Origin of the sequence: Pseudomonas baltica (genome assembly GCF_031880315.1) — a bacterium.
In the GTDB taxonomy this organism is placed as follows: Bacteria; Pseudomonadota; Gammaproteobacteria; order Pseudomonadales; family Pseudomonadaceae; genus Aquipseudomonas.
Window position 1 is genome coordinate 1,057,174 of sequence record NZ_CP134771.1, and the last position, 12,617, is coordinate 1,069,790.

At 60.6% G+C, this 12,617-nt stretch carries 11 protein-coding genes; 2 read left to right on the forward strand and 9 right to left on the reverse strand.

What is annotated here, in order from left to right; genetic code table 11:
- Window positions 1-91: 91 nt before the first annotated feature.
- Window positions 92-436: a YggL family protein gene (locus tag REH34_RS04755; RefSeq protein WP_226506550.1), complete on the reverse strand. Its 345-nt coding sequence runs from the start codon at window positions 434-436 to the stop codon at window positions 92-94.
- 191 nt (window positions 437-627) lie between these two features.
- On the opposite strand from REH34_RS04755, the gene dacB reads away from it, so the two are divergent.
- Entirely contained in the window at window positions 628-2,091 is a 1,464-nt protein-coding gene (gene dacB, locus REH34_RS04760) for a D-alanyl-D-alanine carboxypeptidase/D-alanyl-D-alanine-endopeptidase (RefSeq protein ID WP_311970951.1), read from the forward strand.
- A gap of 6 nt (window positions 2,092-2,097) precedes the next feature.
- On the opposite strand, the gene REH34_RS04765 is transcribed toward dacB, so the two are convergent.
- Together REH34_RS04765 and rlmKL are read right to left on the reverse strand one after the other, a co-directional pair.
- Window positions 2,098-4,053, reverse strand: a complete 1,956-nt coding sequence (locus REH34_RS04765) for a GGDEF domain-containing protein (protein ID WP_311970952.1) — start codon at window positions 4,051-4,053, stop codon at window positions 2,098-2,100.
- 209 nt (window positions 4,054-4,262) lie between these two features.
- The gene (gene rlmKL / locus REH34_RS04770; protein WP_311970953.1) at window positions 4,263-6,539 is read right to left on the reverse strand and encodes a bifunctional 23S rRNA (guanine(2069)-N(7))-methyltransferase RlmK/23S rRNA (guanine(2445)-N(2))-methyltransferase RlmL; all 2,277 of its coding nucleotides are present in this window, start codon (window positions 6,537-6,539) and stop codon (window positions 4,263-4,265) included.
- A gap of 540 nt (window positions 6,540-7,079) precedes the next feature.
- On the opposite strand from rlmKL, the gene rmf reads away from it, so the two are divergent.
- Window positions 7,080-7,295: a ribosome modulation factor gene (gene rmf / locus REH34_RS04775; RefSeq protein ID WP_008368461.1), complete on the forward strand. Its 216-nt coding sequence runs from the start codon at window positions 7,080-7,082 to the stop codon at window positions 7,293-7,295.
- Between the two features lie 140 nt (window positions 7,296-7,435).
- Here the strand turns inward: rmf and REH34_RS04780 are convergent, their stop codons facing one another.
- From REH34_RS04780 to REH34_RS04805, 6 genes are all read right to left on the reverse strand, one after another.
- The gene (locus REH34_RS04780; RefSeq protein WP_226506554.1) at window positions 7,436-8,458 is read right to left on the reverse strand and encodes a quinone-dependent dihydroorotate dehydrogenase; all 1,023 of its coding nucleotides are present in this window, start codon (window positions 8,456-8,458) and stop codon (window positions 7,436-7,438) included.
- 116 nt (window positions 8,459-8,574) lie between these two features.
- Window positions 8,575-9,630 carry an OmpA family protein gene (locus REH34_RS04785; protein WP_226506555.1) on the reverse strand — a complete coding sequence of 352 codons (1,056 nt, stop codon included), beginning with the start codon at window positions 9,628-9,630 and terminating at the stop codon, window positions 8,575-8,577.
- A gap of 107 nt (window positions 9,631-9,737) precedes the next feature.
- Window positions 9,738-10,328 carry an RNA polymerase sigma factor SigX gene (sigX, locus tag REH34_RS04790; RefSeq protein ID WP_226506556.1) on the reverse strand — a complete coding sequence of 197 codons (591 nt, stop codon included), beginning with the start codon at window positions 10,326-10,328 and terminating at the stop codon, window positions 9,738-9,740.
- A gap of 87 nt (window positions 10,329-10,415) precedes the next feature.
- A complete protein-coding gene (locus REH34_RS04795; RefSeq protein WP_311970954.1) occupies window positions 10,416-11,240 on the reverse strand; it encodes a mechanosensitive ion channel family protein in 825 nt (274 codons plus the stop codon).
- Window positions 11,241-11,242: 2 nt separating this feature from the next.
- The gene (locus REH34_RS04800; protein WP_226506558.1) at window positions 11,243-11,488 is read right to left on the reverse strand and encodes a CrfX protein; all 246 of its coding nucleotides are present in this window, start codon (window positions 11,486-11,488) and stop codon (window positions 11,243-11,245) included.
- Window positions 11,489-11,596: 108 nt separating this feature from the next.
- Window positions 11,597-12,592: a zinc transporter ZntB gene (locus REH34_RS04805; RefSeq protein ID WP_311970955.1), complete on the reverse strand. Its 996-nt coding sequence runs from the start codon at window positions 12,590-12,592 to the stop codon at window positions 11,597-11,599.
- Between the last annotated feature and the right edge of the window lie 25 nt (window positions 12,593-12,617).

The window sequence follows — 12,617 nt, forward strand, 5'->3', positions numbered from 1 at the left end:
ACCGCGCGGGCCTATCTACATCGATATCTGGAACGGCAAAGCGAATGAATGACCGGCGGACCACCCGCAAGGGCGTCCGCCGGCCAGGGCATCAGGCAACCGGATTGATCGGCTTTTCTGGATACCAGACATCCAGCAACGGGCTGACTTCAACGCTGGTCAGTTCGCTACGCGCCTTGAGCCAGGCTTCGACAGTGGCACGTTGCTCTTCGCTGACCGAGCCGCGCTTCTCGAGGCAAACCAGACCGAAGTCATCGCCGCCGACATAGCCAAGGCCATTGGCCTCCATGGCGTCTTTCAGGAACGCTTCGAGGAATGCATCGATTGCCTCTTCAGCCAGCCCTTCCTTGAACTCGAGGTTCAGCTCGAAACCCAGCTCCTGGAATTCATCGACGCAGAGTTTTTTGCGCAGACGTTGGGAACGATTAGTGGCCATGAATACAATCCTCTTGAGTAATAACGCGCGGCACTTTAGCAGTTTATGCCGAAGATTGCCGAACCTTCGTTGCCCTGCCCTCGCTACGGGCGAGCACGCAGGGCATAATGCCCCCGCACATTTTTGGAACGAGGGCCTTCATCTTTCTTCGCCCTCGACTTTTCACCTCTTCATGCAGAGTCTTAGTGCAGATGATCAAATCTTTACGTCCATTGTTGCTGGCCGGCTTTCTGCTGCCGCTGACGTTCTCCCTCTCCGCCGCCCCGCTCAACACCACCCTGCCGCCCAAGGTTCAGCAGGCGCTGCGGGCCGCCAAACTGGACGACAATGCCCTGTCGCTGGTCATGGTGCCATTGAGCGGCCCCGGCACGCCGACGGTGTTCAACGCTGATGTGTCGGTCAATCCGGCGTCGACCATGAAACTGGTGACCACCTATGCAGCGCTGGAGCTGCTGGGCCCCAACTACCAGTGGAAAACCGAGTTCTACACCGACGGTAAACTCGACAGCGGCATCCTCAACGGCAATCTTTACCTCAAGGGCGGCGGCGATCCGAAGCTCAACCTGGAAAAACTCTGGCTGCTGATGCGCGATCTGCGCAATAACGGCGTGCGGCAGATCACCGGCGACCTCGTGCTCGATCGCAGCTACTTCATCCAGCCGCAGTTGCCGGACTTCAACGACGATGGCGGCGACGACAACAAGCCGTTCCTGGTCAAGCCCGACGCGCTGATGATCAACCTCAAGGCCATGCGTTTCATCGCCCGCAACGACGCGGGCAAGGTCAGCGTATCGGTTGAGCCACCGATCGCCACCATTCATATCGACAATCAGGTCAAGGCCATCCCAGGCAGCAAATGCGGCGCCGATGTGCGCTACAACCCCGTGCCTCAGGCCGATGGCATATCGGTGGTGGTGAGCGGACAGTTGGCTGAAGGCTGCAGCTCGCAGACTTATCTGTCGCTGCTCGATCATCCTGAATACGCCGCCGGAGCGGTTCGCGCCATCTGGAACGAGCTCGGTGGCAGCATCCAGGGCCACGACCGCCAGGGTGAAGTACCGAAGACCGCCACATTGCTGGCCCGAGCGTTCTCCCCGGATCTGGCGGAGATCATTCGCGACATCAACAAATACAGCAACAACACCATGGCCCAGCAGCTGTTCCTGAGCATTGGCGCGCAGTATCGCAGCGACGCCGACGGCGATGATGCCAAGGCAGCTCAGCGGATGATTCGCCAATGGCTGGCGAAAAAAGGCATCACCGCTTCCCACCTGGTCATGGAAAACGGCTCCGGGCTATCCCGTGACGAACGGGTCAGCGCCCGGGAAATGGCGATGATGCTGCAGTCGGCATGGCAAAGCCCCTACCAGGCCGAGTTCATGAGCTCGATGCCGCTGGTGGGCATGGACGGCACCATGCGCAAGCGCCTCAAGACTACGGCCATGGCCGGCGAAGGCCATATCAAGACGGGCACCTTGAATACCGTTCGCGCGATCTCCGGCTTTAGCCGCGACGATAACGGCACGACGTGGGCGGTCGTGGCCATCCTCAATGACCCCAAGCCGTGGGGCACGTCGTCGGTGCTCGACCAGGTGCTGCTGGACTTGTATCGCCAGCCCGCGAGCAACACATCGTCGATCTCGCTGCAGAACTGATCGCCCTCAGGGCAACTGCGCCTGGACGCGATCGCGTCCAGCCTGCTTGGCCGCATAGACGCCAGAGTCGGCGCGCAGCAGCAAGGTGTCGGCCCCCTCCCCGCGGCGCCAGCTGGCGATACCGAAGCTCGCGGTGACCACGCCGACGCCATCGGTAGGCGCTGCGCGCAATCCTTGCCACAGTTCCAGCGCCAGCGCATAGGCCTGATCGCTGCTGGTGCCCGGGCACAGCACCATGAACTCCTCGCCCCCCAACCGGCAGAACACATCGCCGCGACGCAGGCGCTGGGCGATGCGCTGGCACAGCGACTGCAGCGCCCGATCGCCCTCGGCGTGTCCGTATTGATCGTTGATCAGCTTGAAGTGATCTATGTCCAGCATGATCACCGACAGCTCGGTGCCGTCACGCTCGGCGCGACTGAGCTCGGATTTGAGCCGTTCCTGGAAATACCGGCGGTTATAGATACCGGTCAGCGCGTCGGTAATCGACAGCGCCCGCAGCTCTTCCTCCACCCGCTTGAGATCGGAAATATCAGTGAAGTAGCCGTGCCAGAGGGTTCCGCCATCGTCCAGTCGCTCAGGTGTCGCCTCGCCACGAACCCAGCGCAGGCCCGCCCGCGGAACGACGATACGAAACTCTTCGCGCCAGCGACTCAGGTGCTCGCGGGACCAGTTGATGGATTTGTTGACCTGATCGAGATCATCCGGGTGCAAGCGCTCCAGCATCCGGCGCGTATCGAGTACCAGGTCTTGAGTGGACAGCTCGAAAATATCCAGCAGCCCCTTGCTGGCGTAGGTGAAGCGCTCGGCGTCATTGGCGGTCTTCAGATACTGATAAATCCCGCCGGGTACTTCGGCGCTGAGTTTTTGCAAGAGCCGATCGCGTTCCTGCAATTGAATCGTGCGCTCGTGCACCAACGCCAGCGCGCGCTGACGCTGACTGATCAAGCTGTACAGCAAGGTGCTGAGCAACACGCTGAGCAAGCTGCCCAGCAGCAGCACGGTCAGCTGTGCGTTGGAGCGGTTGGCGTGAGCGAAGACATTACTGGGCCGCAACATGATTTCGTAGGAGCGATCCCCCAAGGTCATGAAATGGATGGCCGACAGATTCAACTCGGTCGCGGCGACAGGTGATTGAAACAACAGCGCGTCGGTCGGCTGCGCGGCCAGATCGCGAATACGGACCTGCAGATTGTCGTCCGCCGGGGTCGGCAGGCCGTCCGTCATCAGCAACGGCACACTGATGATAGCGCTGACAAAACCTGGGACTGGCCGCGCCAGCAATGGATCGCCCCGACTCGGGCCGGTGACCGGCGCAACCATCAACATGCCGTGGCTGTCCTCCTCCCTCAATCCCACCAGCACCACGGGGGGGGACAGGGCAAAACTGCCGATGGCCTGGGCGCGCTGGAAGGTCTGACGCCGCGGTTCGTTGGTGAGCATGTCATAGCCCAGAGGCACATCCGCTTGCACTTTGCTCTGGGTGAAGAACACCGGGAGGTAGTCGTCCCGCCGTGCGGCGGGCACCAGTTGCCCGTTGCCTGCCAGATCGCGAATGCTGAAGCCGGCGATACCTTCGGCCCGCGCGTCGCGCTCGAAGGCCTCACGCTCACTGCGGGCAACGCGCGGCGCCCAGCTGTAGGCCAGGGTGCGGCCCAGCAGGGGTTTGACGTAACCGTTGAATTCATCCCGGCTGACGGTCTGGGAATAGACGATAAAGCGGCGCACCCCATCGAGGCGCTGGACCTGATCGGTAAAGCGCTCTTCGATACGCGTGAAGCGCTCGCCCGCGAGCAATTCGAAGCGCTGACGAAGCTGGCGCTGGAAGCTGTCGTAGCTCGACCAGGCGATCAGCCCGGTGCTGACGAGGCCGCCGGTACACACCACTACAGCCACCAGCCACGCAGCCGCATCCACGCTGATAAAGCCGAGAATTCTGGGGCGCGCGCCAGTCTGTGACATAGGCAGGACTCGGTACGCCAGCAAAGCAAAGCGTTCGCATGGCTTGAACCGAGTTATAGCGATATGCCACTACTTTGACTAGTGGCTTATCATCTCATTTCATCTGCGCCCTGGCCGCAGACGGTGGATTTATCCAACTTTGCGACGGACTGCACGCTAACGGGGCGAAGCAGTCCGTGTCGGTAGTGCCGCCACCAGCCGAGCACGCATCACTTGGCCTGAATTTTCCAGGCGCGGTGAATCTTGGTGTTGCGGGCGAAGTCCGGATCCAGGGTCTGGGCGGTGATTTCTTCGACGACGTAGCGCGTAGCCAGGTGCTCGTCGAGCTGGAATTTGCGAAAATTATTGGAGAAGTACAGCACGCCGCCCGGCGCAAGACGCGCGATGGCCAGATCGAGCAATTGCACGTGGTCGCGCTGCACGTCGAACACCCCTTCCATGCGCTTGGAGTTGGAGAAGGTCGGCGGATCGATGAAAATCAGCTCGAACTCGTCCCGGCAGGCTTGCAGCCAGGCCATGACATCGCCCTGCTCGAGACGGTTCTTGTCGGAGAAACCGTTGAGCGACAGGTTGCGGCGCGCCCAGTCCAGATAGGTGCGCGACAGGTCGACGCTGGTGGTGCTGCGGGCGCCGCCCTTGGCAGCATGAACGCTGGCGGTCGCGGTGTAGCAGAACAGGTTGAGGAAGCGCTTGCCAGCCGCCTCCCGCTGAATACGCAGGCGCATCGGCCGATGATCGAGAAACAGCCCGGTGTCCAGGTAATCCGTCAGGTTGACCAGCAGCTTGACGCCGCCCTCGCTGACCTCGGTGAACTGCCCCTGAGCACTTTGGCGCTCGTACTGGCGCGTGCCGCTCTGGCGTTCACGACGCTTGACGATCACGCGACTCTTGTCGATCCCCAGGGCCTGGGGAATCGCCGCCAGGGCGTCGAACAGGCGCGCCTGAGCCTTCTCTGGATCGATTGACTTGGGCGCGGCATATTCCTGCACGTGCACCCAGTCGTGATACAGGTCGATGGCCAGGGAATATTCGGGCATGTCGGCATCGTAGACGCGATAGCAATCAACGCCTTCGCGCTTGGCCCATTTGCCCAGCGCCTTGAGATTCTTGAGCAGGCGATTGGCAAACATCTGCCCGCCTTCGCTGAGGCGAGGCTGCTCGACCACTGGCGCCGGAACCGGAGTCGGCTTGACCGGGTTGCCGTTCTTGTTGACCCGCGCATAGGGGTCGACTACGGGGGCGGACTGCTCGACCTGTTCGGCCTGTTCGCGCTCCAGCTGGCGCTGTTCCGGAGTGCGACGCTCGCCGGTGACGAACTGATCCGGGGTGACCTTGATCAGCAGCAGTTTGCACGGCAAGGCGCCGTTCCAGAACGCATACTGTTTGTGGCTGCGAATACCCATGCGCTTGCCCAGATCGGGGGCACCGGTAAACACCGCCGCCTCCCAGTTCAGGCACGCCTGGCGCAGGCGTTCGCCGAGATTCTGATAGAGGTACAGCAGGCTCGCTTCATCGCCCAACCGCTCGCCGTAGGGCGGGTTGCAGATGACCAGGCCTTTCTGGTTCTGGTCCGGGCGCGGCTCGAAGGTGGCCACTTCGCCTTGGTAGATCTTGATCCAGTCGCTCAGGCCGGCGCGCTCGACGTTGTTGCGCCCCGGCTGAATCAGCCTTGGATCCGCCTCATAACCGCGAATCCAGCTTGGCGTCTTGGCCAGGCCGGCCGCCGCGCGAGCCAGCGCCTCGTCGTGCAGCTTGCGCCACAGGGCCGGCACGTGGCCGAGCCAGGCGCTGAAGCCCCAGCGCGTGCGCTTGAGGTTGGGGGCCATGTCGGCGGCGATCATGGCAGCCTCGACCAGAAAGGTCCCCACACCGCACATCGGGTCGGCCAGCGCGCCGCCCGCCGCAGCAATGCGTGGCCAGCCGGAACGGATGAGGATCGCCGCCGCGAGATTTTCCTTCAGCGGTGCAGCGCCCTGCTGCAGGCGATAGCCGCGCTGGTGCAGGCTGTGGCCGGACAGGTCGAGGGAAAGGATAGCTTCGCCGCGATCCAGACGCAGGTGCACGCGCAAATCAGGGTTGAGCTTGTCGACACTCGGTCGCTCGCCGCTGGCGGTGCGCAGTTTGTCGACGATGGCGTCCTTGACCTTCAGGGCGCCGAAGTGAGTGTTGTCGATGCCCGAACCGTTACCACTGAACTCGACCGCCAAGGTGCCATCAGGCAACAGATGGTCCGCCCACTCGACATCGTGCACGCCGTGATAGAGGTCTTCAGCGTCCTTCATCGGGAAGCGCTTGAGTACCAGCAATACGCGGTTACCCAGTCGCGACCACAGGCACAGCCGGTAGGCGGTTTCCATGTCGGCCATGCCGCGCACCGCCGAGGTGTGCTCGCGGGCCTCTTCCAGGCCCAGGCCGGTAGCTTCCTCGATGAGCAGGCCTTCAAGGCCTTTGGGGCAGGTGAGAAAGAGTTCAAAACGATCCGACATGTGTCAATCCAAGCCTTGGCAGTCATTGAGGCGGCAAGCGCGTTGCCGTCTCCAGGTTGAGTAAGCGCCCTTCCAGCAAGGCGCCCGCGTGACACCTTCAAGGTGCCGCACCACCCACAAGTTCGCCAGTACCATCGGACGACGGCCAGCCTGGATTTGTGAGCAGAGTATTCGATTCAGCAACGGCGAACGGTTGCAATATGACCCTTCGTCGCCAAACATTACGGTGCAAATAGCCATCATTCGCAATGGCACGATGACCCTATAGCAATGCAAGGGCCTGATCATACGGGGTTTGAACGCTGCGAGCGATGACGCAAATTTTTACTTATGGTCAGGACTACAAAATCATTACCGCCTTATGACAAAAAGATCGTTCCCAGCGCCTGCTCATTTCTTTACAACTCATCAAGTCGCCACCGCAACGGGACGACATCCAGGCTCGCGACGCCGGCAGCGAGCGCAGCACCGGCAGAAAGATTCTGCCCGACCTATTGAGGTCGACGGGACATAACAGTCAACAAGTGAGGGCTACACCCTATGAGAAGACTCAAGCGTGATCCGTTGGAAAGAGCATTTTTACGCGGCTACCAGTACGGTATCCATGGCAAATCCCGCGAGCTTTGCCCTTTTACTCTACCGTCGGTTCGTCAAGCCTGGATCAATGGCTGGCGCGAAGGACGCGGCGACAACTGGGACGGTATGACCGGCACTGCGGGGATACACAGGCTCAACGAACTTCACGCTGTCGGCTGAGCAAGACTGCGAACCGACTTTATTCGTTTAACCATGCACGCCCGACCCGGGCGGCGGGCTAGCGCCCAAAGGGCCCCTTGATGGGGCCCTCTTTTTTGCGCCATCCCCCATGATTTCGAGATATGGCGCTGGCCTCGAAATTACAACGTACGCGCCGCAATGGCGTCCACGCATTCGCGGATCAACGCCGGTCCCTTGTAGATGAAGCCCGAGTAAATCTGCACCAGACTCGCCCCGGCGGCGATCTTCTCGGCCGCGTGACGCCCTTCGGTGATACCACCCGCAGCAATGATCGGCAACCTGCCGCCCAGCTCCTGAGCCAGCACCTTGACGATGTGGGTGCTCTGTTGCAGCACTGGCGCACCGGACAAGCCGCCCGCCTCATCGCCATGGGGCAAGCCTTCGACACCCACACGGCTGAGCGTGGTGTTGGTGGCGATCACCGCATCCATTCCCGACTCGAGCAGGGCGCTGGCCACCAATGCGGTTTCTTCATCGCTCATGTCCGGTGCGATCTTGATCGCCAGCGGTACGTGACGGCCATACTCAAGCGCGAGCTGCTGGCGACGCACCGCCAGCGCATCGAGCAACTGCTTGAGCGACTCGCCGAACTGCAGGCTTCGCAGCCCCGGCGTATTGGGCGAGCTGACGTTGACGGTCACATAGCTGGCGTGAGCGTAAACCTTGTTCAGGCAGATCAGGTAATCGTCGACTGCGCGCTCTACCGGGGTATCGAAGTTCTTGCCGATGTTGATCCCCAACGTGCCACGGTATTTGCTGGCCTGTACCCGAGCGACCAGATTGTCGACGCCCAGGTTGTTGAAGCCCATGCGATTGATGATCGCGGTCGCGTCCGGCAGACGAAAGATACGCGGCTTGGGATTGCCCGGCTGAGGCCGCGGCGTCACGGTACCGATCTCGACGAACCCGAAGCCCAACTGGGCGAAGCCGTCGATGGCTGCACCGTTCTTGTCCAGCCCCGCTGCAAGGCCTACCGGGTTGGCGAACTGCAGGCCCATCACCGTGACTGGCAATGCCGCTGGCGCCTTGGTCAGCAGGCCGTTGAGACCGAGACGGCCACCGGCGCCGATCAGGTCCAGGGACAGGTCGTGGGAGGTTTCCGGGGACAGTTTGAACAGCAGCTGGCGGGCCAGGTTGTACATGGGCGCAATGGACTCGGCAAGACGAAATGAGGAAAGGGATTGTAGCAGCCGGCGCACTAAATCGCAGGCAAAGAAAAGCCCGGCCTGAGCCGGGCTTTTCTGGAGCTGTGGGCTAATTACTTAGCTTGAGCTTCTACTTTAGCTTCTACGCGACGGTTAACGGCGCGGCCAGCTTCAGTGGCGTTGTCAGCGACTGGACGGGTTTCACCGTAACCGATCGAGTTGACGCGGCTCGACTCAACACCATACTGGTTGGTCAGAACTTGCTTAACGGCGTTTGCACGGCGCTCGGACAGCTTCTGGTTGTAAGCGTCAGGACCGACGGAGTCAGTGTGACCCTCAACAGTAGTGGTGGTTTGTGGGTACTGCTTCATGAAGTCAGCCAGGTTTTTGATATCACCGTAGCTGTTAGGCTTGACCACAGCCTTGTTGAAGTCGAACTTGACGTCCAGCTCAACGCGAACGACTTCAGCCACTGCCGGGCAACCGGTAGCGTCAACGGTGACGTTGGCTGGAGTGTTAGGGCACTTGTCGACGTTGTCGCAAACACCATCGTTGTCGCTGTCGGTGCAGACATCAGCAACTGGAGCAGGAGCAGGAGCTGCTTCGTGCTTGCCGCCGCTGCCGCCGAAGTTCACGCCCAGGCCAACGGTAGGAGCATAGTCCCACTTGCCGTTGTCCAGTTTGTACGAAGCATCAACACCGGCACGAGCGTACAGGTTGTTGGTGAAGTACCACTTGGCGCCAGCGCCGATGGTAGCGAAAGTCGACTGATCGCGACCGCTGTGGCCGTCAGCTTCGACGTTGCTCAGGCTCTGGTGAGCGAAGCCACCGGAAACGTATGGACGGATCGAGTCGCCAACAGCACCGAAGTGGTACAGAGCAGACAGGGAACCGGTGTCACCGTGGATCTTCTGCGAACCGGTACCGTCGTTCGAACGGGTGTAGTTGGTTTTGCCGTAGCCCAGAACCAGTTCTACGTCGTCGGTCAGGAAGTAACCGATCGAACCGCCGGCGGTGCGGCCGTCTTCAACGTGCTTGACGCTGTCGTTGTAGTTCTTCGAGTAGAAAGCTTCGCCTTCTACTGCGCCTTGGCCTTGAGCCAGAACGCCGAAAGAGGTCGCAGCTACCAGCGAACCGATAGCCAGGCCCAAAGTGTTTTTCAGTTTCATCCGTTAAATCCCCATCTGGTGATTGTTAGCAGCCTCAAAAAATTCAGAGGCAACTGGTCGGCAAGTCTAGCAGAACTCGCCGAATGGTTAGAGATATTTGCTATGAACTAAGTTTCAGTCATTCCCGCAAATTTTTCTCGTAGCTTGTCCAACGCGCGCTTGTAACGCATTTTGGTGGCGCTCAGACCCATGTGCATGATGTCGGCTATCTCCTGAAATTCAAGCTCCGCAACGAATCGCAGCACCAGAATTTCCCGATCTATCGGATTCACATGCACAAGCCAACGGTCAAGACCGCCCCTTTCTTCTGGCTTGGGCGTCGTCTCCTCGGATGCTTCCTCGACCGGGTCGAGACTCAGGGCATCCAACAAGCGGCGCTTGCGCCTCTCCTTTCTGTACTGCGTGATGCACTCGTTGTAGGTGATGCTGTAGAGCCAGGTCTTGAACTTCGACTTACCCTCGAAATTCTTCAAACCGTAAAGCACCTTCAGCATCACCTCCTGACAGACATCGTCGGCGTCACGATCGTTCCCTAAATAGCGTGCACAAACGTTGAAGAGGGTGCGCTGATAGCGCCGCATCAGCTCTTCATACGCCCGCGTCACATGAAACAGTTCGACGTGCGAACGCTCCACCAGCTCCTCATCGGTCAGCTCGCGGGGATCGTAGCGCAAAGGCAGCGAATGTACGTTATTCAAAACAAGTCGGGCCGGCAGTGTTCAATGTCCGCCACAACCCGGAGATCGGGCCATTTTGCGGCGGCATACATTAGCAGGAATGCCGGGTTAGCGGCTACTCACACGCTGCTCCAGCAAAATCCTGTTCGACAACGACACCAGCTCGCCTTCGTCGGTCAGCAAGGTGGTCTTCACCGTGCCGATCTCCTCAATCTGTCCTTCGACCTCTCCAACCCGTACGTGCTGACCGACCTGGTACAGCTCGCGCACATAAATGCCGGCAAGGATCTGACTGGCGATATCACGACTGCCCAGCCCCATGGCCAGCGCCACAGCCAGACCAACGGTAATCAGCCCGATCACGATCACATGATTGAGCAGGTCGGTCTTGATCTCCAGTTGGCTGATGGCCACCGAGATGCTGATGATGATCACCAACCACTGCGCGACACGCCCCAGACCTGCTGAATAGTCGAGCCCGACGCCCTCGGCCGCGCCCCGCACCAGGCCGTTGGCCAGTTGTGCCAACAGCACACCGACCAGCAGCACCAGCGCACCGGCGAACACCTTGGGCAGATACAGCGCCAGCACGTCGAGGGTCGCCGACACTCGTTGCAGACCCAGGGACTCGGCGGCTGAAACAAGGAAAATCAACAGCACGAACCAATAGACGATCTTGCCCACCAGCGTCGAGATCGGCACCTTGATACCGGCGCGGCTCATCAACTTGGTCAGGCCGGTGCCGCCCATGATGCGGTCCAGGCCGAGTTTGGCCAGCAGCTTGGACAGCAAGGTGTCGAGCAGCTTGGCCACCACGAACCCGAGCAGCACCACCACCAGCGCCCCGAACAGGTTGGGGATGAAGTTGGCGATTTTGGTCCACAACGCCGTCATGGCGGTGACCAGGCTCTGCGTCCAGAGATCGAGTTGCATATTCAGTCAGCCTTATCTGCGGGTTGCGCAGAGATAGTACGCCGCGATACCGGCGCAACATGCCCGGAACCGTTATTGACCGCAATCATGCAGGCCTGCAACCAACGCCCCATCAGGCTGAACAGGTCCTGCGCACCCACCTGACGGTTGGCCGTCTTCAACACCCGGCCCAAAGAGGCATCGTGGTCGCGAGTGGACGAGGATGCATTGAGCATGTCGCGCAGGGACTCTTCAAACGGATCGACCATGGGCACCTCGCGAATTTCATTCAAAGACGAGCCACGGCCGCCATGGGTCACATCGACACGGAACGCGCGTCCAATATTTTTGTAACCGCCTGGTTACCTACCGCATGCTCACACCCAACGCAAACGCCGAAACAGCCACCACTGCCCTACCGCGACCAGCAGCATCAACGAACAGGCAATCTCGAAACCATGGGGGCTTTGCGCCAAAGGAATCGCGCCGACGTTCATGCCCAGCAAGCCGGTAATAAAGGTCATGGGCAAGAACACCCCGGTCACCACGCCGAAACGGTACATGGTGCGGTTCATGCGCTCGCTGAGGCGTCGATCTTCGGCCTCCAGCAGCAACCCGATACGTTCACGAGTCAACTCCAGCTCCTCGAGGTAACGAATCAGGCTGTTGTTCAGCTCATTCCAATAGTCGCCGTCGTCGTCTTCGAACCACGGCAGTTTGTGGCGCGCCAATTGCGCGTAGATATCGCGTTGCGGGGCCAGAAAACGCCGCAGCCCGGCGGCCCGTCGGCGGAAGTGCAAAAGACTGCCGTGCTCGGGGGCGTAGCGCTCATCGGCATCGACCTTGTCTTCTTCGTTATCCACGGCCTCGGACAGATCGCCCACCAGCGCCTGGACCTTCTCGGTCAGGTATTGCGCCAGATACAGGATGACCTCAGAGGCCGTCTTCGGCCCGACACCGGCCTGCAACTGGGTCAGCAGCTCGTCGGTGGCCCGCAGGGGTCGCAAGCGCAGCGACACGACCCGCTGCGCCTCGGCAAAAATGCGCACCGAAACCATATCCTCGGGCTCGGCTCCGGGATTGAGGTTGACCCCGCGCAAAAACAGCAGCAACTGGCAGTCCGGCAACGGCAGCAGGCGGGGGCGGGTGTTCTCCTCGAGCAGCAGGTCACAGGTGAACGCATTGAGCCCGCTGCTGGTGCGCAGCCAGCTCTGGGTCTGTGGATGGCCACGATCCCAGTGCAGCCAAAGGCTCTCGGCCGGCTGCAACACAAGGTCATCGATCTCGGCTCTAGCTATTGCACGCGCACCACCCTTGCCGTCCAGCACCAGGGCATGCACCAGCCCCCACTGCGCGTTTTCTTCCTCGAACATCCTCACTCCACAGCAGTACTACGGG